Origin of the sequence: Bradyrhizobium sp. B117 (genome assembly GCF_038969555.1) — a bacterium.
Taxonomy (GTDB): Bacteria; Pseudomonadota; Alphaproteobacteria; order Rhizobiales; family Xanthobacteraceae; genus Bradyrhizobium.
On the sequence record NZ_CP152414.1, the window covers coordinates 4927266 to 4951942 of the forward strand.

Sequence of the window (24677 nt, forward strand, 5' to 3'; positions counted from 1 at the left end):
CAGGATATCGCCATGAGCTTTGAGACTGCAGGTTATCAACTGGCGCCGGTGCTGCCCGAGATCGTGCTCGCGGTCGGCGCGATGGCGCTTCTGATGCTCGGAGCCTATCGCGGGCAGGGGACGACCAGCGCCGTCACCTCGCTGGCGGTGGTGCTCCTGGTCGTGGTCGGCGTGCTCGTCTACGCCCAGCCTGCCGGCAAGCAGGTGACCTTCGGCGGCAGCATCATCGTCGACGACTTCGCCCGCTTCATGAAGATCATGGCGCTGATCGGCTCGGCGGCGACGCTGATCCTGTCGGCCGAGTTCCTGTCCGATCCGTCGCGCCGCATCTTCGAGTACGCCATCCTCGTGCTGCTCTCGACGCTCGGCATGATGGTGCTGATCTCGGCCGGCGACCTGATCTCGCTCTATCTCGGCCTCGAGCTGATGTCGCTCGCACTCTACGTCGTGGCGGCCTCGAACCGCGACAACGCCAAGTCGACCGAAGCCGGCCTGAAGTATTTCGTGCTGGGCGCGCTGTCCTCGGGCATGCTGCTCTATGGTGCATCGCTGGTCTATGGCTTCACCGGCACCGTCAGCTTCTCCGGCATCGCCCAGGCGGCGACCATCGCGAATGTCGGCCTGGTGTTCGGCCTGGTCTTCCTGCTCGCCGGCCTCTGCTTCAAGGTCTCAGCCGTGCCGTTCCACATGTGGACGCCTGACGTCTACGAAGGCGCGCCGACCCCGGTCACCGCCTTCTTCGCTTCGGCCCCGAAGGTGGCAGCGCTCGCCGTCTTCACCCGTGTCACGCTGACCGCATTCCCGGGCATCGTCTCGCAGTGGCAGCAGATCCTGGTGTTCGTGGCGATCGCCTCGATGGCGCTCGGCTCCTTTGCCGCGATCGGGCAGACCAACATCAAGCGCCTGATGGCCTACTCCTCGATCGGCCATATGGGCTTCGCGCTGGTCGGCCTTGCCTCCGGCACGGTCGAAGGGGCGCAGGGCGTCCTGATGTACATCGTGATCTACGTCGCGATGACGCTCGGCTCGTTCTCGATCATCCTCGCCATGAAGCGCAACGGCCAGGCGGTGGAGCAGATCAGCGATTTCGCCGGCCTGTCGCGGACAAATCCGATGCTCGCCTTCCTGTTCGCGATGTTGCTGTTCTCGCTTGCAGGCGTGCCGCCGCTCGCCGGCTTCTTCGGCAAGTGGTACGTCTTCGTCGCCGCCATCAAGGCCAATCTGTTCACGCTCGCCGTCATCGGCGTGCTGACCAGCGTCGTCGGCGCCTACTACTATCTCTCCATCGTCAAGACGATGTATTTCGACGAGCCGGCCGGCCAAGTCGATCCGGTCAGGATCGAGGTGAAGACGGTGATGGCGGTCACGGGCGTGTTCAACCTGCTGTTCGCACTGTTTGCGGGTCCGGTGGTGAGCGTTGCCTCCGCCGCGGCAAAGTCGCTGTTCTAGGATGGTGTTCGCGCTCGGTCCTCGCGCACAGTCCGCGGGCTACAAGCTCGCGGCGTTCGAACGGACCGGCTCGACCAACACCGATGCGATCGAGCACGCGCGCGCCGGTGAAAGCGGCCCGATGTGGTTCGTCACCGATGAGCAGACCGCCGGCCGCGGCCGCCGCCAGCGCGCCTGGATCGCACCCAAGGGTAATCTCGCCGCCAGCATCCTCGAAGTCATGGACGTCGCCCCGGCCGTCGCCGCCACCCTCGGCTTTGCGGCCGGGCTGGCGCAGGAGGCGGCGCTGGAGAAGGTCAGCCTGGAAGCCGCCCTGCGTCTCGGCGAGGGCCGTCCCCGTTACGCCCTGAAATGGCCGAATGACGTGCTCGCGGACGGCAAGAAGCTCGTCGGCATCGCGCTCGAGGCCGAGACCGTCGGCGACCGGCTCGCCGTCGTCGCCGGCATGGGCACCAACGTCGTCGCAGCGCCCGAGGGCACCCCGACGCCCGCGGTGTCGCTGGCCGCGCTCGGGGTCCAGATCAGCGCGGAGGAGCTGTTCACGGCCCTGTCGGACGCCTGGGTCGAGTTCCGCGGCATCTGGGACAATGGCCGCGGCTTTGCCAAAATCCGACAACTCTGGCTGGAGCGCGCCGCCGGCCTCGGCGAGCGGGTTGCGATCAACACGGGAACCATGACGCTGGAAGGCACTTTCGACACCATCGACGACACCGGCTGCCTGATCGTCCGCACCGCGGACAGCCGCCTTGTGCCGATCGCCGCAGGCGAGGTGTTCTTCGGCCCGGTGCGCTCGGTGGGAGCTGCATGATGGCGAGGCCCGACGAACTGGTGTTTGCGCCGCTCGGCGGCGTCGGCGAGATCGGCATGAACCTGTCGATCTACGGCCTCGGCAACCGCCACCAGCGTTCTTGGCTGGCGGTCGATCTCGGCGTCTCCTTCGGCGACGAGGAGCATCTGCCCGGCATCGACCTGATCATGCCCGACATCAGCTTCCTGGAGAAGGAACGCAAGAACCTGATGGGCCTGGTGCTGACCCATGCCCATGAGGATCATTTCGGCGCGATCATCGACCTCTGGCCGCGACTGAAATGCCCGATCTACGCGACGCAGTTCAGCGCGGCGCTGTTCGAGGCCAAATGCGCCGCCGAGCGCAACGCCCCGGAGATTCCCGTCACCGTGATCCCCTCCGGCGGCCGCATCGATGTCGGACCGTTCAACGTCGAGTTCATCCCCGTTGCGCATTCGATTCCCGAAGCGCACGCGCTGGCGATCCACACCGAAGCCGGCACGGTGCTGCACACCGGCGACTGGAAGATCGACCCGACCCCCACGTTGGGACGTCCCACCGACGAGAAGCGGCTGCGGGAGCTCGGCGAAGAGGGCGTTCTCGCCCTGATCGGCGATTCCACCAATGCCGTGCGCGACGGCCGTTCGCCGTCGGAAGCCGAGGTCGCCAAAACCATCATCGACCTGGTCAAGGCCGCCAAGGGCCGCGTCGCGGTGACGACCTTTGCCTCCAACGTCGCCCGCATCAAGGCCGTGGCCGATGCTGCGAAAGCCGCCGACCGCGAGGTCGTCGTGGTCGGGCGCGCCATGGAGCGCGTGGTGCAGGTCGCGCGCGAGACCGGCTATCTCGACGGCGTGCAGAATTTCCGCTCGCCCGAGGTCTATGGCCATCTGCCGCAGGACAAGGTGCTGGCGCTGTGCACCGGCAGCCAGGGCGAGCCGCGCGCCGCGCTGGCGCGCATCGCCAATGACGACCATCCCGAGATCACGCTCAACCGCGGCGACAGCGTGATCTTCTCCTCGCGCACCATTCCCGGCAACGAGAAGGCCGTCGGCTCGATCATCAACAATCTGGTGCTTCAGGGCGTCGAGGTCCTGACCGACCGCGATCATCTGGTCCACGTCTCCGGCCACCCCCGCCGCGACGAGCTGCGCGACATGATCTCCTGGGTGAAGCCGCAGCTGCTGATCCCCGTCCATGGCGAGGCCCTGCATCTGAACGAGCACGCAAAACTTGCGCGCGCCGCCGGCGTGCCGCGCGTGCTGGTCTGCCGCAACGGCGACCTCGTCAAGCTCGGCCCCGGCGATCCCGGCATCGTCGGCGAGGTGCCCTCGGGCCGGCTCTACAAGGACGGCACGATCCTGGAGGATTCCAAATCCCGCGCCGTGGTCGAGCGCCGCCGCATGGCGTTCTCCGGCTGCGCCTTCGTCGCGATCGCCATGACCGAGCAGGGCGAGCTCGCCGACGATCCCGAGGTCGATCTCGTCGGCATTCCCGAGAAGAACCGGGCCGGCGAGGCCTTCGACGACATCGTCTTCGACGCCGTGATGTCTACCATCGAGGGTCTGCCGCGGGCGCGCCGGCGCGATCCGGACGCTTTGGGAGAATCGGTGCGGCGCGCCGTCCGTGCCGTGATCAACGAACATTGGGGCAAAAAGCCCCCCTGTCTGGTACATGTGCTGACAGTGTAACCGTGTCGGCATGATCTGTCGGGAACACCGGATCATGCGCTGAGGGAGAAGAAACATGCTGGGTCGCCTCAACCACGTCGCGATCGCGACCAGGGACGCCGTCAAGGCCGCGAAGATCTACGGCGCGGCATTCGGAGCGCAGATCTCGGACGCCGTTCCGCTGCCCGAGCATGGCGTCACCACGGTGTTCGCGACGCTTCCCAACACCAAGATCGAGTTCATCGAGCCGCTTGGCGAAGCCTCGCCGATCGCAAAATTCCTCGAGCGCAACGCCGATGGCGGCATCCACCATGTCTGCTACGAGGTCGTCGATATCGTCGCCTCGCGCGACACGCTGGTGAAGGAGGGGGCCAGGGTGCTCGGCGACGGCGTGCCGAAGATCGGCGCCCACGGCAAGCCGGTGCTGTTCTTGCACCCCAAGGATTTTTCCGGCGCGCTGGTCGAGATCGAGCAGGCATAAGGCCGTCCCATGGCCATCCAGATATCGACCGCCATCGCGATCTATTTCGTCATCTGGTGGATCGCACTGTTCCTGACGCTGCCGTTCGGGGTGCGCAGCCAGCACGAAGACGGCGTCGGCGCGCCCGGCACCGATCCCGGCGCACCGATCCTGACACGGATGGGCCGCAAGCTGATCTGGACCACGATCATCTCGGCGATCGTCTACGGCCTCGGCATGGCCGCCTACCACGCCGGCTATCTCTCGATCGAACGCCTGTCGAAACTGATGGGCATGCCGTTCTAGTTTCACCTCTCCCGAAGGGAGAGGTCGGATCGCATCGTAAGATGCGATCCGGGTGAGGGGTTATGGTCTCACCGGATGCCGCGGGATTGCTCAGGCGCGCAATTGCGCGCCATAGCAATCCGACCTCTCCCCGCTGGGGAGAGGTGAGGTACTTCGGCGATAGTCTTTGCTTCGTTTCGTCACTCGCATAGAATTTGCGCTTGTTTTATCGGGGGCATGAATGACATTTCAGCGGATCGTCGTCGCACTGCTGGTGCTGATCGTCGCGGGGCTCGGGGCCATCGGCTATTTCGAATGGAGGATGGCGGCGCAGGTGCGGACGCTGAAGGCGTTCGTCGAGGGCTATGTCTTCAACGAGGCGGTGATGGCCTGCGAGCAGGCCAAGAGCTCGACGCCGTTCAAATGGAACGGCGGCAAGAGCACCTCGGTGATCGGACTGAACTCGGTCAAGCTCGACAAATACACCGTCAGCTCCAGCTACACGCTGGTGGCGGACGGCGTCTATTGCGATTACGATCCCATCAAAAGAAAGGCCGAGATCGGCTCGAGCTTCTTGGAGCGGGAGTAACGATCCGGCCCGTACCAGCATGATCCGGACCCGAAGGGCCGCGTTAGCGCAAAGTGCGAAGCGGTTTTCCGAGAAGATCATGCCAAATGAGCGGGATGGGATCGTCATGACGCAAGGGCAGGCGGGGGACTATCGGATTCTGCATGAGGCGGCCTTGCGGGACTATCTCGCGGGCCTGCCGGAGCTGAAAGCGCTCCTCGGCGGCGTGCCGGCCGCCTGGGCCATCACCGAGGTCGGCGACGGCAATCTCAACCTCGTTTTCATCGTCAAGGGCGCGCGCGGAGGCGTCGCCGTGAAGCAGGCGCTGCCTTACGTCCGCCTCGTCGGCGAGAGCTGGCCGCTGCCGCTGTCGCGGGCCCACTACGAATTTTTGGCCTTGTCCCGGCAGGCCGAGCTCGCGCCTGGGCTCGTGCCGGCGCTGTTGCACCATAACGAGATGCTGGCGCTGACGGTGATGGAGCTGCTCGAGCCGCACATCATCATGCGCAAGGGCCTCGTCGCGGCAACACACTATCCGCGCTTCGTCGATGACATCACCACCTTCATGGCGCGCACCATGTTCTTCACCTCCGACCTTGCGCTGTCGGCGGCCGAGAAGAAGGAGGGCATCGCGGCCTTCGCCGGCAACCACGCGCTGTGCAAGATCACCGAGGATCTGATCTTCACCGATCCCTACCGCATCGCCGAGCAGAACCGCTGGACCACGCCTTACCTCGATGGCCTCGCCGCATCCTTGCGCGATGACATGGAGCTGCATGTCGCGATCTCCCGGCTGAAGCTGAAGTTCATGGCAAGCCCCGAGGCGCTGCTGCACGGTGATCTCCACACCGGCTCGATCATGGTGACGGACGGCGAGACGCGCGTGATCGATCCCGAATTCGCGTTCTACGGCCCGATGGGGTTCGACGTCGGCGCGGTGCTGGCGAACCTCCTGATGGCCTGTTTCGCCTCCGCAGGCCACGAGCGGACGCCCGGCGAGCGGGCTGCGTTCGAGGCCTGGGTGCTGGAGACGGTCGAGCAGGTCTGGAATGAGTTCGCGCGAAAGTTCCTTCATCTCTGGCGATCGGAGGCCAGCGGCGATGCCTATCCGGTCTCACTCTTTACCGGCGAGAAGGGCGCGATGCGCCTCGAGGCCGAGCGGCAAGCCTACATGCAGCGCCTGTTCACCGACACGGTCGGCTTCGCCGCCGCAAAAACCATCCGCCGCATCTTCGGGCTCGCCCACAACATCGATTTCGAGCTTATCGAGGATCCGAAGAGGCGGGCGGTGAGTGAGGCGCGCGCCGTGCGGTTGGCGCGGGGGATGATGGTGGAAGCGCCAGCGTTCCGGACGATCACTGATGTCACCGGCTCTGCGCGAAAGCTGCGGGACTGGCAGCCGGAATTGTCAGGCTGACTGAACCTCATGATGGGGGCGCATCTGTCGCTCCGTCATTGCGAGGAGCTCTTGCGACGAAGCAATCCAGAGTCTCTCCGCGGCGGCAGTCTGGATTGCTTCGCTTCGCTCGCAATGACGGCGCAGGGAGCAGGGCCTCAATACAGCCGGATCGGCAGCGGGACGCCGTCCGGGCCGACCAGCAGGCCCCAGGTCTCGTTGGCTGCAACCTCGAACTCGCGCTTCTGCGCCGCGCTGCCGTCCGGCTTGACGGTGACCTTGTACTTGCCCGGCGGCAGATCGATCTTCTGGCTATCAGGCAGTTCGCCCGAAGCAGCGTCGGAGTCCGCCAGGTCTTCTCCGGCGCGCGCCGCCAGCTTGATGGTTCGCTCATTGACGGTGATCTCGGCCGCTTGATCGGTCTTGTTGCCGAGCAACAGCCTCACTTGCCCCGGCTTGGGCAGAATGCCTGACGTCGCGACCGCCGGCTTGCGCAGCGAAAGGTCGGCGATGGTCCTGCCGTCCTGACGGATGAGCCGGAGCAGCGCCGGCCCATCGGTCGTCGTGAAGGCGACAATGGCCCGACCGGGCTCGACCGTCGCTCCGTCATTCTCCGTCCAGCCGCGCCCGCCGAGTGCGGCGCGATAGAAGCCGAGCACGGCCATCACATCGAGCGGCGTCTCGGCGTGAGCCGACCGGATGAAGGGCGAGTTCTTCGCGGTCATCAGGCCCCAACCGTCGGGGAGCGGCAGGCCCACGCCTTCGGACATCTTGTCCTCGAAGGTCCGGCTTGTGGCCCGTGTCAGCACGCCAAAGGCGTTGCAGAGCAGGCGCTCACCGAGATAGTCGGGGGCGCAACGGTCCCTCGCCGCCCACCAGGTGTCGTCGACATACCCGTCTGGCCCCGAGGTGTGGGACCGCCCAGCGTGGATGGTCTCAGTCGGATTGTCCCGGGCAGGGTCTGGTGTGACGGGGATCGCCATCGCCGCTGTCCCAGCGACGAGGCTGCCCGCGAGCAAGATACCTAACGTTCGGCGCTTCATTTTTTCCGCGATCCCTGGGGCTCAGATAACGATCCTGAGCTTGGTCGCGTCGATCACGAAAAATGTTCACTGATCCCGGTCGCTCGATGACGTACCGCGTCAATCGGCGGCTTGCATCGCTGGGGGATGCAACCTGACCGAGGTCCCCGTGGCCTTCTGGAACCGGCATCGGTCGCCATCAAAACGAAGCTTGCGTTCGACAGCCGACGAATGATCAAATCCCTGATCGGAATGCCTGCGTTGTTGGGGGACACATGATGTTCAGGATGATTGCGATTGTCGCGGGTTTGGGACTGGCGCTCACCGGATCCGTTGAGGCCCAGACCCAGCGCAAGGGCGGAACCATCCGCATGACCGCGCCGTACGGCTCGAGCTTCACCAGCCTCGACATTCACACCACGCAGCGCGCCCAGGACGAGATCTACGCCAAGGCCCTGCATCGCTCGCTCTACATCTGGGATTCTGCGGAAGGAAAGCCGGTTCCGGAGCTTGCCAAGGAGGTCGTCGTCTCGGGCGGCGGCCTCGTCTACACCTTCAAGCTCCGCGACGACGCCTATTTCCACAATGGCCGCAAGATGACGGCCGACGACGTCATCTGGTCCTATAACCGGATCATGGACGGCACCAAGGCCTTTCCCGGCGCGCGCTTCGTCCGCGTCATCGAGGGCGCGGCTGCGGTCGAGAAAGGCCAGGCCAAGGAAATCTCCGGGCTGAAGAAGATCGACGACTTTACCCTCGAGATGAAGCTGACCGAGAAGGTCGATCCCGGCTTCTACTTCTTCACAGCGCTGACTTCGATCTATCCCGCCGACGAGGCCGCCAAGGACAGCTTCATCCAGCATCCGATCGGCCTCGGGCCGTTCAAATTCGTCGAGCACGTGCCGGGATCGCGCATCGTGCTGGAGCGCTGGGACCGGTTCTACAAGCCCGGCAAGCCCTACGCCGACAAGATCGTCGTGTCGATCATGGCCGAGGCCGCGGCGCGCGACGTCGCCTTCCGCAACAAGGAGATCGACACCTCGGTGCTGGGACCTGCGCAGTACGTCGCCTACCAATCCGACGCCAACCTCAAGGGCACCATCGTCGAGGTCGCCGAGGTCTTCACGCGCTACATGGGCATGAATCCGGCCTTCAAGCCGTTCACCGACAAGCGTGTCCGGCAGGCGATCAACTACGCGATCGATACCGACCTGATCATCAACAAGCTGGTCAAGGGCAAGGCCTATCGCGCCACCAGCTGGCTGCCGCTGACCTCGCCCGCCTACGACAAGGCGATGAAGCCGTACCCCTATGATCCAGCCAAGGCCAAGCAGCTGCTTAACGAGGCCGGCTATCCCTCCGGCTTCGAGTTCGAATGGACCACCAGCCAGAACGAAAGCTGGGGCCTGCCGATCGTCTCGGCCGTGATACCGATGCTCGACAAGGTCGGCATCAAGGCGAAGGTCAAGCAGGTCGAGACCGCGGTACTGGCGGAGGTGGTTCGCACCGGCGACTACCAGGCCTTCATCTACTCCCAGCAGAGCGGCCCGGATCCCCAGGCCGCGCTCAAATGCTTCCACTCCTCGACGCCGCAGCCGGCCTGCAATTACATGAACTACAGGAATGCCGACTTCGACAAGCTGATCGATGCCGCAGGGCAGGCCGACGATGCCGCAAAGCGCACCGAGCTGCTGCAAAAGGCCAATGCGCTGCTCTACGAGGAGGCGCCGGTCTGGTTCTTCAACTACAACAAGGCGGTCATGGCGGTGCAGCCATGGCTCAAGGGCGTTCAGCTGAACGCGACGGAGCTGACCCATCAGAACGTCGAGGACCTCTGGGTCGACGAGACCTCGCCCGCGAAGTGACACGTGCTCTCGCGCTCCCTCCATCGCGCCGAACGATGGAGGGAGAGAGGAAAGCTTGAGATGCTCTCGTTCCTGCTCCGTCGCCTGCTGCAAACCATTCCGACCGTGCTCGCCGTCGTGCTACTGGTCTTCGTGCTGTTCAGCGTCGTTCCCGGCAGTATCGTCTCCTCCATGAGTGACGATAGCGATCCCCAAGTCGAGCTGCGCATGAAGAAGCAGCTCGGTCTCGACGATCCCGTCTATGTGCGGTTCGGCGCCTACATCGCCAAGCTCGCGACGGGCGATTTCGGCACCTCGTTCCGGACCCGCGAGCCTGTTACGAGCATGATCGCCAAACGGGCATGGCCGACGCTGCAGCTGATCTTCGCGGCCATGGCGTTTGCGATTCTGATCGGTGTGCCGCTTGGCTTCATTGCAGCGCTGAGGCCCGGCGGCATCGTCGATACGCTTGCCATGGTGGTGGCGGTGTCGGGCCTTTCGATCGCCAAGTTCTGGCTCGGCCTGGTGCTGATGTACCTGTTCGCGCTGAAGCTCGGCTGGCTGCCGAGTTTCGGCTATGGCGACGGGGGACTGCAATATCTGCTGCTACCGGCCGTGACGCTCGGCGTCTCGCCGATGGCGCTGTTTGCCCGCACGACGCGCGCCGCGGTCCTCGAGATCATGACCGCGGATTTCGTCCGCACCGCGCGCTCAAAGGGCATGAGCGAGACGCGGGTCGTGAAGTGGCACGTGATGCGCAATGCGCTCGTCATCATTCTCACCACCGTCGGGCTTCAGTTCGGCGGGCTGATGGGGCAGGCGGTCGTCGTCGAGAAACTGTTCTCCTGGCCGGGCATCGGCTCGCTGCTTGTCGACAGCGTGCTCCAGCGCGACATTCCAGCCGTCCAGGGCTCGATTCTCGTGGTGGTGCTGGCCTTTCTGGCGATCAATCTGCTGATCGACGTGCTCTACGGCGTGATCGATCCGAGGATCAGATACGCATGAAGCTCCGCGCCAATCTCATCATCGGCGGCGCGCTGTTCGCGCTCGCGATCCTGGTTGGGCTTCTTGCACCGTGGCTGGCGCACACCGATCCGGTCCTCGACGCCAATCTGATGAACGCGGAGGAGCCTCCGAGCTGGACCTGGTGGTTCGGAACCGACGACCAGGGCCGCGACATCTATTCCCGCGTCGTCTACGGCGCCCGCGTCTCGCTGACGGTCGGCATCGTCTCGCAGCTCATCAACAGCGTGATCGGCGTCGCCCTCGGCCTCAGCGCCGGCTATTGGGGCGGCTGGTGGGACGATTTTGTCAATGCGCTCACCAACCTCATGCTCGCGATCCCCTCGCTGATCTTCGCGCTCGCCATCATGGCGGTGCTCGGACCCGGCCTGACCAGCCTCCTGATCGCGCTCGGGCTGACCAACTGGTCCTTCACCTGCCGGATCGCGCGGGCCTCGGCGCTGTCGCTGCGGAGCCAGGGCTATGTGCAGGCGGCGACCGTGCTCGGCTATGGCGATCTGCGCATCATGGTCACGCAGCTGCTGCCCAACATGTTAGGGCCGATCGTCGTCATCGGCACGCTCGGCATGGGCAGCGCGGTCCTGTCCGAAGCCGCCTTGTCGTTCCTCGGCCTCGGCGTCCGCCCGCCGTTTCCGAGCTGGGGCAGCATGTTGTCGGAGGCGCGCGAGCAGATCACGACGGCGCCGTGGCTCTCGATCTTTCCCGGCCTTGCCATCTTCCTGACCGTGCTTGGCCTGAACCTGCTCGGCGACGGCCTGCGCGACATTCTCGATCCCCAGTCGCGGAGCCGGCGGACATGACTGGCGCGCCGCTGATCGAAGTCAGGGATTTGCGCATCGATCTCGACGATGGATCGCGGCGGGTTGCGGCGGCCGAGGGCATTTCCTTTCGCATCGATCGCGGCGAAACGTTCGGCCTGGTCGGCGAATCCGGCTGCGGCAAGAGCATCACGGCGCTCGCCTTGATCGGCCTGCTGCGGCCGCCGCTGTCGATCGGCGGCGGCGTCATCCGGTTCGACGGGCAGGAAATCCAGCACCTTTCGGCGGCCAGGCAGCGTGAGCTGCGCGGCAACCGCATCGCCATGATCTTCCAGGAGCCGATGACGGCGCTGAACCCGGTCTCGCCGGTGGGACGGCAGATCGCCGAGATGTTCGTGCTGCACAAGGGCAAGAGCTGGCGGGAGGCCAATCGGCTGGCAGTCGAGGCCTTGGCGAGCGTCCGCGTCCCCGCGCCCGAGCGGCGCGTCAACGACTATCCGCACCAGCTCTCCGGCGGCATGCGCCAGCGCGTCATGATCGCCATTGCGCTGGCCTGCGGTCCGGATCTCCTGATCGCGGACGAGCCGACCACCGCGCTCGACGTGACCGTGCAGGCCGAGATCATCGAGCTGATGCGCAATTTGTGCGCCGAGCGGGGCACGGCGATCCTGATGATCAGCCACGATCTCGGTCTCGTCGCCAATGTCTGCCGCCGCGTCGCCGTCATGTATGCCGGCCGCATCGTCGAGGAGCGCGGCTCGGCCGATATTTTCCGGACGCCCTCACATCCCTACACGCAAGGCCTGGTCGCCTCGCTGCCGCGGCTGGGCAGCCGCGCAGCGCTTGGCCGCACGCGGCTGAAGGAGATCGCGGGCGTCGTCCCCGCCATCACGAATTTCCCCAGCGGCTGCCGGTTCAATCCGCGCTGCGCGCAGGCGACCGAGATCTGCCGCACAGTCGCGCCGGAGACGGATTTGCTGGAAGCCGGCGGTCTGGTGAGGTGTCACCACCATGCATGAGCCCAAGAACAAATCGGGTGAGGGCAGGGTGGACGATGATCTCATCCTCAGCGTCGAGGACCTCGCGGTTCATTTCCCGCTGGGCGGTGGGCTGTTCGGCCGCGGCCGGCGGCTGCTCCGCGCCGTTGACGGTGTCGATCTCAAGCTGAAGCGGGGCGAATGCCTCGGCCTCGTCGGCGAGTCCGGCTCGGGCAAGTCGACGGTCGCCCTGTCGATCCTGGGCCTGCTGACGCCGACGCGCGGCCGCATCGTGCTGGACGGGCAGGTCGTGACGAACCGGCAGTCCGGCGACCGCAAGGCGCTAGCCCGCATCGTGCAAATCGTCTTTCAGGATCCCTACGCCTCGCTCAATCCGCGCCAGACCGTCCGCCGCACGCTCGAGGATCCCCTGCGCGTGCATGGCGTGACCGCAAAGAGCGAGATCGAGGACCGCGTCGCGACCATGCTGCGGCATGTGGGCCTGCGGCCCGAGCAGGCCGACCGCTACCCGCACGAATTCTCCGGCGGCCAGCGCCAGCGCATCGGCATTGCGCGCGCCCTGATCCTCAATCCCAAGATCGTCATCTGCGACGAGCCGGTCTCGGCGCTCGACGTCTCGATCCGCGCCCAGATCATCAATCTGCTGCTGGAATTGAAGGAGACGCTCGGCCTTTCCTACATCATGATCAGCCACGACCTCGGCGTCGTCGAGCACATGAGCGACCGCGTCGCCGTGATGTATCTCGGCCGCATCGTCGAAAACGGCGACTGGCGCGACATCTTCGAGCGTCCCGCGCACCCCTATACGCGGGCCCTGATATCAGCCATCCCCGATCCCCTACGCCACGCACCGCTGGCGACGACCGGCGGCGACCTTCCCAACCCCCTCAATCCGCCAAACGGATGCGCGTTCAGCCCGCGCTGTCGTTATGCCGAGGCGGTGTGCCGGAGCGAGCCGGGGCCGGTGCTGGAAGCGCGAGCCGATGGGCACGCGGTGAGGTGCTGGCGGAGTGAGGAGATCGCGGCAGCGAGCGTCGCGCTATCACCGTCACCCTGAAGGTGGCCGCTCCTTCAGCGGCCCTCGAAGGGCGACGGCCCGGCTGTATCCTGGCTGACTTGCCGAACGAGGTCGAGAAAAGTCGCGGAGTGAATTCCCTGCTGGCGTTCATTCAATTCAACGACCTGAACGGCGACCAGACGCTTCTCCGGCACGATCACGATCAACTGTCCTCCGTAGCCGGACGCAAAAATTGCGTCGCTTCGCCAGGCACCGGAACCGAGGGTCCACCATAAATAGCCGTACCCCCGGTCTTTTCGATCGGTCTCCGAATAGGCCTTCGTTGACTCTGCCGTCCAGTGGGATGGAACGACGGAAACGTCGTTCCATCGCCCCTTGTTGAAAAACAGCAATCCAAAACGTGCAAGATCACGCGCGCTCATGCTGAACACGTAGGCGGGAAAAAGAGAGGAATGATCTCCAATGAATGTCCCGTCACGGGTCGTGAAATCCTGCATCCGCAGGGGACGCGCAATCAGCTTCTCGAAGCTGTCGAACACGTTCGAGCCCGTCGCCCTCTCATAGATCGCACCAAGCGCATTGAAATCCCAGTTGTTGTAGTACCAGAACGTGCCAGGCGGATGAGCGCCGCGCGGCGGGCGCGTCGATTTCTGTTCGCTCGTCTCGTAAGCCGCCGGATGATAGACTCCGGAGCGGGCCATGAGCAGCTGGCGAACCGTTGCAAGCTTCTCGTCAGCCGTCAGCGACGGGGCGGTGTCGTCAATGCCCAGTTGCCCGAGTGTGCTTTCAAGTTTGATCTGACCGCGTTCGATGGCGACGCCGAAGAGAGCGCTCAAAAAGCTCTTTCGAACAGAGCGAACATTGACCTTGCGGCTGATGTCGCCGGATGTCGCGACCACGAGGCCGTCCTGCACGACCATGACCGCGGTCGGCTTATATTTTCGGGCGTAGCTCTCGACGGCGCCTTGAATGGGCGAGCGCTGCGTGGGTCCATTGGCAGCGAGAAACTGCCATTCGATCCCGGGCTCGGCACTTGCCCACCCCGACCAGACCAGCAAGATCGCGACCAGTGCTGAATACCGCATGACAATGATTGGTTCGGAGATCTGGTAGGTTTTTGGAGAGGGGTGAAGGAGACGACCGAGGGGCGTGTCACGAAACTCGGGGCGCGGCTCATGCTCAGCGGGGCGCCGACGCCCGGTCGTTGCGATGATGACATCCTGCCCCTGTTTTGCCCGACGTGTCAAAACGCCGTCGCGGCAGGCGCTCAAGTCGCCCCGCGCCAAATTCCTCAATGATTTGTACTGTGCATGGGGTTGTTCTCGAACGATGGTGTTGCCGACGCCTCCGCGGCCCCCGAACAGGCTGGTGCCGCCGCCGACGACCGCGGCGCTGGTCTCGAGCGGGGGCGGGCGTCTCTAAAGCGCGATGAGAGCAGGTGTTGGCTCGGTCCACCTTTCCCCAGCGGCATGAGCCCGGACAGGTCCTGCCTCCTTGCCTTTTTGCGCGGCGCCTGATCCTTGTTCAACGGTGCTGATCGAGGGAAAGATCGCGCTCATCCGACGAGGAATGGATCAACCAGGCCATGACAGAACGTCGTCCGTCGGTCCTTCTCGTGGAGGACGAGGTCTTTGTCCAGACGCTTCTAGCGGCCTATCTGGAGAGGGAAGGCATCGTGGTGACCGTCGCGTCGACGGCCGCGGAAATGCGTGCTGCCCTGCGCATGCCGGCACAGCCCTTCGATGCCATCGCCCTCGACCTCGGCCTTCCCGACGAAGAGGGTCTCGCCCTCGTCCGGCAGCTGCGAACGCGGTTGGACGTGCCGATCTGCATCACGACGCGGGATGACTCCGCCGTCAGCCGGAGCGTCGCGGCGGAGCTCGGTGTCAACGACTATCTGGTCAAGCCGTTTCACCCGCAGCAGCTCATCGCAAGCCTGATGGCTCTGCTCGGCCGCCGGCCCAGCGGGAAAGATACGACGGTGCAATTCGAGGGATGGTCGTTCGATTCCGTCGGTCGCCTTCTGACGAACAGGCAAGGGGAGGCCATTGCGCTGACCCCGTCTGAACTCGACGTGCTGGCGGCCCTGGTCGCCGCCGCCGGACGCTCGGTGTCGCGCGCGCATCTGCTGGACGCCATCGCGTCAGACAGCATCGGTACGTCGTCGCGTGTGGTGGATGTCATTGTCAGCAGCTTGCGCCGCAAGCTGGGCGATCCGGCGCGCATGCCGCGATTGATCGTCACGGTGCCCGGCGTCGGCTACCGGTTCTCTGCAAGGCCGGAATAGATCCGTTTCAGGTCTTCTGCGGAGCTTGCCGCCAGCACAAGCATGGCGTTGAGATCCGCCTCGAGCCCGTCGGCCCACGACTGGGCGAGGCGATGCTCCAGCGTGGTCGCCGCCGAGCTCAACGCCGTCAGTCCGGCAAGCCCCGCAGAGCCGGCCAGGCGGTGTGCGGCCTGGCGCGCGCGCGCCCGGTCGCCGCGCTGCAGGGACTCCTCGATCTCTGCCGCGCCCCGCTTGACGGTCGCCAGGGCCTGTCCGACCAACCGGCCGACGGTCTCCGTGCCGAGCTGTTGCTTCAGCGAGGCCAGAAAGTCCTCCCCGAGCGCCTGTCCGCCGGTTCGCACGAACGGCCCGCCGGCGCAGATGGCATCGATCGTGCGATGCAGGTCGTCGGGCATCACCGGCTTGGACAGATAGCCATCCATGCCCGCCTGCAGGCACCGTTCGACCACACCCGCCGTGACATCGGCGGTCACGGCCACGACCGGAACGGTTCGGCGATCGGCCGGCAGAGCGCGAATGCGGCGAACCAGTTCCGTCCCATCCATGCCCGGCATCTGAAGATCGGCCAGCACCAGGTCCACCGGCTGTGCAGCCAGCAATGCCAGGGCCTGCGCACCGTCCGTTGCTTCGAGCACGCGGTGCCCCATCACACCGAGCGAGCCGGAGAGGACAAAGCGGTTGTTCTCGTCGTCATCGACAATGAGAATGCTGCGCGACGTCTGCACGGCATTGTCACCTCCGGCAGCGGACGGGATTTCGATGTCGGCGAGTTCAGCCGCCGGCAACGGCAATCGGACGAGAAAGGTGCAGCCCTGTCCCGGCTCACTCTCCGCCGTGATGTCGCCCCCCATGGCCTCAGTCAGCCGCCGGCAGATCGCAAGGCCGAGGCCGGTGCCACCGAACCGCCGTGCGATCGAGGCGTCTGCCTGCGTAAAGGGCTCGAACAGCCGGTCGATCCTGTCCGGCGGGATGCCGATGCCGGTGTCCGTCACCTGCAGCCGGATCCAGTCGGCTCGGTTGGGGTCTGGAGCCGCGGACAGACGAATTTCGCCGCTCGCCGTGAACTTCACCGCGTTGCCGACGAGGTTCAGCAGGACCTGGCGGAGCCGGTCGACGTCGCCCATCACCGCGATCGGCAATGCCGGGTCGGTGGTGACCACGAGCGACAGATTCTTCTGCTCTGCGCGCAAGCTCATGATCGCCTGGACGTCTGCAAGCAACGCATGCAGGTCGAAAGGCGCGTACTCCGTTTCCAGCCTGCGATCGGAGATCCTTGCAAAATCCAGGATATCGCCGATCGTTGCCAGCATCGCGGCGCCCGTCCGTTCCGCGACGTCGACCGCGGTGCGCACCTTGTCTGCCAGCGGCATGGACTTGAGCAGATGGATGGCGCCAAGCATGCCGTTCATCGGCGTGCGGATCTCGTGGCTCATCACCGTCAGAAAATCCGACTTGGCGCGATTGGCTTCGTCCGCCGCGAGGAGCGCGGCTTGAAGCTCGCGTGTTCGCTCCTCGACCGCCCGCTGCAGATTCTCTCGCGTGTGCTCCTTGACCGCCATCAATTCCTCGCGGGCTTGTTCTCGCGCGCGTCGCACTTCGCGCCCGCGCGCGATCACGATCAGGATGAGCAGCAGCATGAGGCTGAGATTGTTCCAGGTGATCGCCGAGCCCACGAACCATGGCAAGGACCAAAGGCCGAGAATTTCGCCGAGATTGAGCAGGAGCCGGATGGCTCCGGGACCGCCGGCGATCAGAACGAGCCGCGCATTGCCGAAGCCGCGGCGCCAGCTATCCAGCACGGCGACGATCCAGACAACCTCGAAGACCAGCTCCAAGGTCGTCAGATTGGAGACCGCGGTTCTATAATCGCCGAACGCAGCCCATACCGATCCCGCCAGCAGCAGAACGCTGCACAAGCAGAGAATTCGCCACCAGGTCGCGATGCGGTCGATGCCAATGAACATCGCTGCCATCATGTACAGAAGCACGTGTGCAATCAGGCCGGAGACACCGGGCGTTCGCACAACGACGTCCCCGCCGTCTGTCAGGACGTAGCGGTACAGAAGCCCCTGGAAAGCGAGGTCGTAGATGATTTCGGCGATGGCTCCGGTGCCGAGAGCCAGGAAAATTCGATCGCGCTGGGCGAAGCCCAGGGCCAGCGTGAAGATGGCCATGGTCGCCACCGATCCGATCAACAGGAACTCGAACAGTGCGGCGGGCGCCTCCGACTCCTGGAAGGTGGCGGGATTCCAAGCACTGACCTGGATATTGACTGTAGAGCGGCTTTGCACCCGCAGCGCGAAGACGATCTTCTCGCCGGGCGCAAGTGTGACGGGAAACACGGACCGCACCGCCGTGATCGGACGGCTTCTGACAGGAATTCGCGTGCCGGCTAGCACTGTTTCGGAAGGCTTGTCCGCTCCGGGGACAAAGCGGAAATAGCGCACGTCTTCCAGCCGCTCGTTGCCGACGGAGAGCCATCGCGTCACTGGCTGATCACCACTGTTATAGAGCGTGCCACGCAGCCAGAAGGCCGAGCTTGTGAACCCCAGAGTCATGGCTCGGGGCGAAGCCGGCATCCATCCTGAATGCGAAAGCGCCTCCTCTGCAGAGAGACGGCCCTCGCGGTCATCGAGAAAGGACAGCGACGGAATCAGCGACGCTCCGTCCGTGATCCGCGCCAGATCCACTCCATCTTCGCCGGCCTGCGCGAACGCGCAGGTGAACGCCAATCCCACGGCGAATGAGACGAGCGTCAGCAGATAGACCGCTGCAAGCCGCAGCGCGGCGGCGAAGTTTGTTGGCTGGCCGGTCATCACGCACGCACGCATAGGCAGTCGTATTCAAGTCGGTGCAAATGCACGCAAATTCCGTGGTGTGTGCGAACGGTCTGCGAAAATATCGACATCGAATGAAGACCAGAGCATGCGTTACCGGTCATGGTCTTTAGCATTAGCTGCGTTCGCGCAGCAAAATGAAATGATCCGAGAGCAGCGTTGATCACGCGGCTGCCGGCATTGATGGGCGCGTTCGGAAATGCTCCCGCGCTGATGCGCGTCGTCTTTACATCCATTTACAACGCGCGAGCACATTGCCCGACACATTCAGCAACACGGACGATAAAGCTTCAGTCGAGCCGCAGTCGGGGATTCGGCTCCAAAGGGTGCCGCCTCGATGCGGCGGGCGTCATGGGGCGGGTACGGGATGTTGGAAGCGAAGTCGGCGATCGGTCAGAGCAGCACGCTGGCCACCACCAAACCGAATAGAATTTCATATCGATTGCTTCTGAGAGGGACGGCTCTGACGGGTGCCCTTGTCCTGTTGGCGCTGCAGCCGCTCACCGCCCCGGCGCTCGCCGGCAGCGGCGGTGACGGCGGTGCCACGAGGAACATCGATACCACCATAACCCTTGGCGGTGCCGGCGGCACCGACGGCACCGCCGGCGGCGACGGCAGCACTGATAGTAGCGATCCGAAGAATGGCGGCTCGGGCGGTGGCGACGGCGGCGATAACGGCAGTGCGTTCTCCTCTACCAGAACAGTTAGTGCGTCCGGTCTTGGCGGCAACGGTCACGCCGGCAGTGCCGGCAGTAATTCGTTCGTAGCAGCAGGGGGCCCCGCGGCCGGCCCGGCCGGCGGCGGTGGCGGTGGCGGCGCTGGCGGTCATGCATTCGTGATAGGGGCTGGCGACTTGACGTTGACGGCGTCGGGTACTGCGAACGGCGGCGTCGGTGGTGCCGGTGGTGCCGGCGGTAGTTCAATCGCTAGCAATGGTGGCAATGGCGGCAATGGTGGCGATGGCGGCTCCGGCGCGTACTTCACCGGCAGCGGCCAGACCTTCACCAATGCCGGCGTGGTCCAGGGCGGCAATGGCGGCGCTGGTGGCGCCGCTGGCCTCGCCCTCGGCTCAGGGGTCAGCGGCACCGGCGGCATCGTCGGCGCCGGCGGCGTCGGCGTGGTCGGAAGCAACCTCACCGTCATCAACGCCGGCAGTATCAGCGGCGGCATGTCCGGCGGCGGATCCGCGCAGGCCAACGCCATCACCTTCAGCTCCGGCAGCAACAGCCTCACCAATAGCGGCACGCTCACCGGCAATATCGCTATCGTCTCCGGCATGCTGACGCTGTTGCAGACCGGCGGAAGCACCAGCTACGCCAACGTCATCACTGGCGCCGGTTCCGTCAAGGTGACGACCAGCGGCGGCAATTCGGTCACGCTCTCGGCCAACAACTTCTACAGCGGTGGCACCACCGTGACCGAGGGCAGTACCCTCGTGATCGCCAATCGCCACGCGCTTGGCAACGGCGCCGTCACGCTCACCGGCGGCACCACCGGCGTGACGCTGAACGTCACCGGCAGCTTCGCCCTCGCCAATGCCATCGCCGCCACGGGCGATGCGACCTACAACGTCCAGACCGGCAATACGGTGATACTGTCGGGTGTGGTGTCCGGGACCGGCGGCGTCGTCGTCAATGGCGGCACCGGCTATGCCGGCACGCTGGTGCTATCAGGCACCAACACCTATAGCGGCCCCACCACCGTGGCCGCCGGCACGCTGAAGGCGGGCTCGATCACAGCCTTCGGCAACAGTTCGGCGATGACGGTCGCCAGCGGCGCGACGCTCGACCTCGGAGGATTCAACAATGTCGTCGGCTCGCTGGCCGGCGCCGGCACCGTCACCAATAGCAGCGGCAGCGCGGCGCTGACTGCCGGCGGCGACAACAGCACGACCACTTTCTCCGGCGTGATCAAGGACGGGACCGGCACGATCCGACTGCTCAAGGTAGGAACCGGCACGCTGGTGCTGTCCGGCGCCAATACCTATAGCGGCGGCACCTTCGTGAGCTCCGGCACGCTGAAGGCGGGTTCGACCAACGCCTTCAGCAACAATTCGGCGGTGACGGTCGCCAGCGGCGCGACGCTCGACCTCGGAGGATTCAGCAATGCCGTCGGCTGGCTGGCCGGCACCGGTACCGTCACCAACAGCGGCGCCGGCAGCGCGACGCTGACTGCCGGCAGCAACAACAGCTCGACCACGTTCTCCGGCGTGATCCAGGACGGCGCCGGCAGGACCGGGCTGACCAAGACGGGGACCGGCATACTGATGCTGGGCGGCACCATCGCCAACACCTATAGCGGCCCCACCACCGTGGCCGCCGGCACGCTGCAGGCGGGCAACAACAACGTCTTCGGCAACAATTCAGCGATGACAGTCGCGAGCGGCGCGACGCTCGACCTCAGATCATACAGCAATGCCGTCGGCTCGCTGGCCGGCGCCGGCACCGTCACCAACAGCAGGCCCTTTCGCGTGACGCTGACCGCCGGCGGCGACAACAGCTCGACCGCCTTCTCCGGCGTGATCCAGGACGGCTCCGGCACGATCGCGCTGACCAAGACGGGGACCGGCAAGCTCACGCTCTCCGGCACCAACTCCTATACCGGTGCGACCACGGTCAGCGCCGGCACGCTGCAAGTCGACGGCAGTATCGGCAACTCCGGCCTCACCACCGTCGCCAGCGGCGCCACCCTGACCGGCGGCGGCACCCTCGGCAACACCACCATCGCCAGCGGCGGCACCTTCGCCGCCGGCTCCGGGACCGCCGGCACGTCGACCACGGTCGTCGGCAACCTGACCCTGCAGAGCGGCGCGACCTACGCGGTGCAGATCAGCCCGAGCAGCGCCAGTTCGGCCACCGTCAGCGGCACCGCGACCCTCGCCGGCACCGCGTCCGCCACGTTCTCCGCCGGCAGTTATGTCAGCAAGAGCTACGACCTTCTGCATGCGACGAGCGTCAGCGGCAGCTTCGCGACGCTGACCACCGCGAGCCTGCCGGCCGGCTTCTCCTCCAGCCTGCGCTACACGGCGACCGACGTCTATCTCGATCTTCAGGCGCAGATGTCGATGGCCAGCATGAACGACAACCAGACCCAAGTCGGCACGTCGCTGAAGCGCTTCTTCGACAATGGCGGCACGCTGCCCCCCGGCTTCGCTGCCGTGGTTGGCCTCAGCGGTGCGAGCCAGACCGCCGCGCTGAGCCAGCTCTCGGGCGAGACCGCGACCGGCAACCAGCGCGCCACCAACGACGTGATGAACCGCTTCATGAATCGCCTGTCCGATCCGTCGATCGAAGGCCGCGGCGGCCTGTCGGGAGGCAGCGGTGGCGGGCTCGGCTACGGCGAGGAGGACGAGGGCGCCAGCGCGCGGCCGCGCGCCGAGCGCGACGCCTATGCCATGATGACCAAGGCGGCCAAGACGAACTTAAAGCCGAGCTTCGAGGCGCGCTGGAGCGCCTGGGGGTCCGGCTACGGTGGCACCCAGACCACGGACGGCAATGCCACGACCGGCTCCGGCACCACCACCAGCCGTATCTATGGCGTGGTTGCCGGCGCCGACGTCGCGCTGTCGCCGAGCACCACCGCAGGTTTTGCGCTTGGCGGCGGCGGCACCAATTACAGCATCGCCGCCAGCGGCACCGGCCGGTCCGACCTGTTTCAGGTGGGCGGCTTCGTGCGCCACAACATTGGGCCGGCCTATCTCGCAGGCTCGCTCGCCTACGGCTGGCAGGACGTCACGACCGATCGCACCGTGACTGCCGCCGGCATCGACCATCTGCAGGCTCGCTTCAACGCCAATGCCTATTCCGGGCGGGCCGAGGCCGGCTACCGGATTGCCACGCCCTGGTTCGGCGTCACGCCCTATGCGGCGGCGCAGGTCACCATGTTCCAGCTGCCGGCCTATGCCGAGCAGGCGGTGTCGGGCACCAACACCTTTGCGCTGAGATACGACGCCCGGACCAGCACCGCGACCCGCAGCGAGCTCGGCCTGCGCGGCGACAAGGCGTTCCTGCTCGACCGCGCGGTTCTGACGCTGCGCGGCCGTGCGGCGTGGGCCCACGACTACAATACCGATGGCGGCATCAGCGCGACCTTCCAGGCGTTGCAGGGCGTGAGCTTCGTCGTCAATGGTGCCATTCCGGCCCGTGATGGTGCCCTGACCACCGCCTCGGCGGAGATCGCCTGGCCAAACGGCGTCTCCGTCATCGGCGCCTTTGACGGCGAGTTCTCAAGCAACACGCGCAGCTATGTCGGCAAGGGCGCCGTGCGCTATGCATGGTGAGGAGGTGTTCCGCCGCATCATCCGGTCAACGGCTGCGCCTTCAGCCCGCGCTGTCGTTATGCCGAGGCCGGTGTGCCGGAGCGAGCCGGTGCCGGTGCTAAAGACGCGCGCCGATGGGCATGCGGTGAGGTGTTGGCGGGCAGACGAGATCGGTGCAGCGAGCGTCGCTCTATCACCGTCACCCTGAGGTCGCCGCTCCTTCAGCGGCGCTCGAAGGGTGACGGCCGAGACACTTCCTTGCAGTCTTCGTAGCTCATCACCCGTTCGGGTGATGCCGTCATATGGTGAAGATGCTAGCCATAAGAGCGACGATTTCGGCGAGCTGAAGATCGCCTGCTCATGGTGAATTGGTTCACACGCTCCGGGCGTAAACGCGCTTAAGTTGTATTTGTGCAGGTGGTGCCTGCTGATGAAAACGTGATGCGCGGAGCGGGGCAGTGGCTTTCAAGACGGAGCATGCCATGTTAAATTCATCCTATAGTTGCACCGCTGGAAATGCTTCTTGAAGCCTTTCCAGAAGTAAGAACCTTCGGCGAGCCCTCTGTCCATCCTTGACCTGCTTGGACGTTTGAGAGGCCGCAGAGACAACCACGACAGACGACACGACAGACGAGAAGTCCGTGGGCCGCTGCGCCGGCCACACGTCCGTCTCGTCGTTGATGTCGCACCCGAGGCTGGTCCAACGTCGACGGGCCAATCGCGTCTGGCTCGTTCGGCTCGCTACAACCGCCGAAGTTGGTGAGCAAACACATGACAGAAGAAGAAATCCTGAGAACTGCGGGAGCGGCTATCAAGGGCAATGTAGCGGCCGTTGCCGAGGCGCTGGACAGAGGAATGCCGCCAAACATTTATTTGGGCGGGCCAACATTACTCAACCTCCTGGCTGAGCGTGGCCAAGTCGATGTTCTTCGTCTCATGCTGTCGCGAGGAGCCGATCCGAACTCGGTCGGCGACAACGGCTTCTCCGCGCTCATGTCCGCTGCGATGACGGGTCAGCTCGCTGCCGTGGACGCGCTACTCGACCATCGTGCCGATCGGGATCTGCGGGACGCCAACGGAAGGACAGCGTTGGATGTGGCTTTGATCAATGGGCATGCAGCCGTTGTCGAGCGCCTGCGGCAAAGGCCGCGCGTCTTCGGCGGCCTGGATCCCATGGGTCAACTGAATGCATTCCTCGATGCGAACGCAAGGCTTCGACGTGTGAGCTTAAAGGTCACGTTTGCCTCGATGGGCTGGAGCCTGCCGCCAATTGCCGCGGGAGCGCTGGGCGTGTCGTCGATGGGGGTGGATGCGACGACGATCGCGGAATTGAAGCAGATCGAAGCCGACTTTTTGACTCTTGCGGGTCAGCTGGCGCCCGCTGTGGGATGGCCGGCGCCGCCTCTCGCGCAAGCGGCCGAATGTTCGCGCCTCTCGGCCTTCATCCTCGATACCGTGCTAGAGCAGCCTGGTCGTGCGGCGCTTCAATACAAGGCGGCGCAGGCCATTTTCGAAAGGGCCGGCCTTTGGGCAGAAGCCCGGGACGCCGCCGAAAGCGCGGCAGCTTGCTTCGACGTTGCGGCCGGCAATGTCGAGCAGCGGCTTGAACGGGCGCGGGCGGCGCTTGCCTCGGCAGCTCCATCCACTGTTTCGAGAGCGTCTCATTTGATCCAGCTGGGTGAAATCCAGCTGCAAACCCGCAATCAATGGGCGGCGATCGCGCCATTCAAGGACGCGGAAGCCACATTGAGGGAGGCCGGCTACGACCAGCCGCCGGCCGCTGAGTTGATCCTCGGCGAGATGATCGCATCGATGAAGAGCGATGCCGGAAATGGCCCTCAGCTGGTGCAGCGTGCCGGCAACATCCTGAAGCTCAGGCTGCTTTTCTACCGGTTATATACCGGCTTGAAGACCGCCTATGGCCCGGTCGATAAGGCCAACCCCGGCAACCCGAGCGAGGCGGATCGTTATGCCCGCCTCATTGTCGATCATAAACTGCAGACCCAGGGGAAGTAGT

18 protein-coding genes and 1 pseudogene are annotated in these 24677 nt (G+C 65.1%); 16 read left to right on the forward strand and 3 right to left on the reverse strand.

The window, feature by feature from the left end; all coding sequences use genetic code 11:
- Positions 1-12 precede the first annotated feature (12 nt).
- The 7 genes from nuoN to mtnK all read left to right on the forward strand — a co-directional run bounded on the left by nuoN (position 13) and on the right by mtnK (position 6636).
- Complete coding sequence (gene nuoN / locus AAFG16_RS24245) at positions 13-1449, forward strand: NADH-quinone oxidoreductase subunit NuoN (protein WP_342740791.1); 1437 nt, start codon at positions 13-15, stop codon at positions 1447-1449.
- A 1-nt stretch (position 1450) separates the two neighbouring features.
- The gene (locus AAFG16_RS24250; RefSeq protein ID WP_342740792.1) at positions 1451-2257 is read left to right on the forward strand and encodes a biotin--[acetyl-CoA-carboxylase] ligase; all 807 of its coding nucleotides are present in this window, start codon (positions 1451-1453) and stop codon (positions 2255-2257) included.
- Positions 2257-3927 carry a ribonuclease J gene (locus AAFG16_RS24255; RefSeq protein ID WP_283086688.1) on the forward strand — a complete coding sequence of 557 codons (1671 nt, stop codon included), beginning with the start codon at positions 2257-2259 and terminating at the stop codon, positions 3925-3927. The genes AAFG16_RS24250 and AAFG16_RS24255 overlap by 1 nt, the downstream gene beginning before the upstream one ends.
- 55 nt (positions 3928-3982) lie before the next feature.
- A complete protein-coding gene (gene mce / locus AAFG16_RS24260) occupies positions 3983-4387 on the forward strand; it encodes a methylmalonyl-CoA epimerase (RefSeq protein ID WP_342740793.1) in 405 nt (134 codons plus the stop codon).
- A 9-nt stretch (positions 4388-4396) separates the two neighbouring features.
- Positions 4397-4672 (forward strand): DUF1467 family protein, encoded by a 276-nt coding sequence (locus AAFG16_RS24265; RefSeq protein ID WP_342740794.1) that lies wholly within the window; start codon positions 4397-4399, stop codon positions 4670-4672.
- A gap of 220 nt (positions 4673-4892) precedes the next feature.
- Positions 4893-5240, forward strand: a complete 348-nt coding sequence (locus AAFG16_RS24270) for a hypothetical protein (protein ID WP_342740795.1) — start codon at positions 4893-4895, stop codon at positions 5238-5240.
- A gap of 106 nt (positions 5241-5346) precedes the next feature.
- Positions 5347-6636 (forward strand): S-methyl-5-thioribose kinase, encoded by a 1290-nt coding sequence (gene mtnK, locus AAFG16_RS24275; protein WP_342740958.1) that lies wholly within the window; start codon positions 5347-5349, stop codon positions 6634-6636.
- 137 nt (positions 6637-6773) lie between these two features.
- Here the strand turns inward: mtnK and AAFG16_RS24280 are convergent, their stop codons facing one another.
- A complete protein-coding gene (locus tag AAFG16_RS24280; protein WP_342740796.1) occupies positions 6774-7598 on the reverse strand; it encodes a hypothetical protein in 825 nt (274 codons plus the stop codon).
- Positions 7599-7912: 314 nt separating this feature from the next.
- Here AAFG16_RS24280 and AAFG16_RS24285 point away from each other — a divergent pair, with 314 nt between their 5' ends.
- From AAFG16_RS24285 to AAFG16_RS24305, 5 genes are read left to right on the forward strand one after another with little or no spacing between them, the layout of a single operon-like run.
- On the forward strand, positions 7913-9502 hold the full coding sequence (locus AAFG16_RS24285) for an ABC transporter substrate-binding protein (RefSeq protein ID WP_342740797.1): 1590 nt from the start codon (positions 7913-7915) through the stop codon (positions 9500-9502).
- A gap of 60 nt (positions 9503-9562) precedes the next feature.
- Positions 9563-10486, forward strand: a complete 924-nt coding sequence (locus tag AAFG16_RS24290) for an ABC transporter permease (RefSeq protein WP_283086693.1) — start codon at positions 9563-9565, stop codon at positions 10484-10486.
- Positions 10483-11304: an ABC transporter permease gene (locus AAFG16_RS24295; protein WP_027559468.1), complete on the forward strand. Its 822-nt coding sequence runs from the start codon at positions 10483-10485 to the stop codon at positions 11302-11304. Before AAFG16_RS24290 ends, AAFG16_RS24295 begins: the two co-directional genes overlap by 4 nt.
- Entirely contained in the window at positions 11301-12281 is a 981-nt protein-coding gene (locus tag AAFG16_RS24300) for an ABC transporter ATP-binding protein (RefSeq protein ID WP_342740798.1), read from the forward strand. Before AAFG16_RS24295 ends, AAFG16_RS24300 begins: the two co-directional genes overlap by 4 nt.
- A complete protein-coding gene (locus AAFG16_RS24305; protein WP_342740799.1) occupies positions 12274-13317 on the forward strand; it encodes an oligopeptide/dipeptide ABC transporter ATP-binding protein in 1044 nt (347 codons plus the stop codon). Before AAFG16_RS24300 ends, AAFG16_RS24305 begins: the two co-directional genes overlap by 8 nt.
- A 14-nt stretch (positions 13318-13331) precedes the next feature.
- Here the strand turns inward: AAFG16_RS24305 and AAFG16_RS24310 are convergent, their stop codons facing one another.
- Positions 13332-14549, reverse strand: coding sequence for a serine hydrolase (locus AAFG16_RS24310; protein WP_342740800.1), 1218 nt, complete (start codon positions 14547-14549; stop codon positions 13332-13334).
- A 314-nt stretch (positions 14550-14863) separates the two neighbouring features.
- Between AAFG16_RS24310 and AAFG16_RS24315 the strand changes: the two genes are divergently transcribed.
- Positions 14864-15565 carry a response regulator transcription factor gene (locus tag AAFG16_RS24315; protein WP_283086698.1) on the forward strand — a complete coding sequence of 234 codons (702 nt, stop codon included), beginning with the start codon at positions 14864-14866 and terminating at the stop codon, positions 15563-15565.
- Here AAFG16_RS24315 and AAFG16_RS24320 read toward each other — a convergent pair.
- Positions 15538-18381 (reverse strand): ATP-binding protein, encoded by a 2844-nt coding sequence (locus AAFG16_RS24320; RefSeq protein WP_342740801.1) that lies wholly within the window; start codon positions 18379-18381, stop codon positions 15538-15540. The genes AAFG16_RS24315 and AAFG16_RS24320 overlap by 28 nt on opposite strands.
- Positions 18382-18886: 505 nt before the next feature.
- Here AAFG16_RS24320 and AAFG16_RS24325 point away from each other — a divergent pair.
- The 3 genes and pseudogenes from AAFG16_RS24325 to AAFG16_RS24335 all read left to right on the forward strand — a co-directional run bounded on the left by AAFG16_RS24325 (position 18887) and on the right by AAFG16_RS24335 (position 24676).
- Entirely contained in the window at positions 18887-22681 is a 3795-nt protein-coding gene (locus AAFG16_RS24325; RefSeq protein WP_342740802.1) for an autotransporter domain-containing protein, read from the forward strand.
- Positions 22682-22868 (forward strand): annotated as a pseudogene (locus tag AAFG16_RS24330) (ABC transporter ATP-binding protein); the annotation flags it as partial.
- 563 nt (positions 22869-23431) lie between these two features.
- Positions 23432-24676 (forward strand): ankyrin repeat domain-containing protein, encoded by a 1245-nt coding sequence (locus AAFG16_RS24335; RefSeq protein ID WP_342740803.1) that lies wholly within the window; start codon positions 23432-23434, stop codon positions 24674-24676.
- Position 24677: the final 1 nt, after the last annotated feature.

Bases quoted from the DNA above. Each gene is read 5' to 3' on its own strand.
- AAFG16_RS24305 (WP_342740799.1), top strand. From the start codon at position 12,274: ATGCATGAGCCCAAGAACAAATCGGGTGAGGGCAGGGTGGACGATGAT.
- AAFG16_RS24250 (WP_342740792.1), top strand. From the start codon at position 1,451: ATGGTGTTCGCGCTCGGTCCTCGCGCACAGTCCGCGGGCTACAAGCTC.
- AAFG16_RS24295 (WP_027559468.1), top strand. From the start codon at position 10,483: ATGAAGCTCCGCGCCAATCTCATCATCGGCGGCGCGCTGTTCGCGCTC.
- AAFG16_RS24335 (WP_342740803.1), top strand. From the start codon at position 23,432: ATGACAGAAGAAGAAATCCTGAGAACTGCGGGAGCGGCTATCAAGGGC.
- AAFG16_RS24320 (WP_342740801.1), bottom strand. From the start codon at position 18,381: ATGACCGGCCAGCCAACAAACTTCGCCGCCGCGCTGCGGCTTGCAGCG.
- AAFG16_RS24290 (WP_283086693.1), top strand. From the start codon at position 9,563: ATGCTCTCGTTCCTGCTCCGTCGCCTGCTGCAAACCATTCCGACCGTG.
- AAFG16_RS24270 (WP_342740795.1), top strand. From the start codon at position 4,893: ATGACATTTCAGCGGATCGTCGTCGCACTGCTGGTGCTGATCGTCGCG.
- AAFG16_RS24285 (WP_342740797.1), top strand. From the start codon at position 7,913: ATGATGTTCAGGATGATTGCGATTGTCGCGGGTTTGGGACTGGCGCTC.
- mtnK (WP_342740958.1), top strand. From the start codon at position 5,347: ATGACGCAAGGGCAGGCGGGGGACTATCGGATTCTGCATGAGGCGGCC.
- AAFG16_RS24300 (WP_342740798.1), top strand. From the start codon at position 11,301: ATGACTGGCGCGCCGCTGATCGAAGTCAGGGATTTGCGCATCGATCTC.
- AAFG16_RS24280 (WP_342740796.1), bottom strand. From the start codon at position 7,598: ATGGCGATCCCCGTCACACCAGACCCTGCCCGGGACAATCCGACTGAG.
- AAFG16_RS24265 (WP_342740794.1), top strand. From the start codon at position 4,397: ATGGCCATCCAGATATCGACCGCCATCGCGATCTATTTCGTCATCTGG.
- nuoN (WP_342740791.1), top strand. From the start codon at position 13: ATGAGCTTTGAGACTGCAGGTTATCAACTGGCGCCGGTGCTGCCCGAG.
- mce (WP_342740793.1), top strand. From the start codon at position 3,983: ATGCTGGGTCGCCTCAACCACGTCGCGATCGCGACCAGGGACGCCGTC.
- AAFG16_RS24315 (WP_283086698.1), top strand. From the start codon at position 14,864: ATGACAGAACGTCGTCCGTCGGTCCTTCTCGTGGAGGACGAGGTCTTT.
- AAFG16_RS24255 (WP_283086688.1), top strand. From the start codon at position 2,257: ATGGCGAGGCCCGACGAACTGGTGTTTGCGCCGCTCGGCGGCGTCGGC.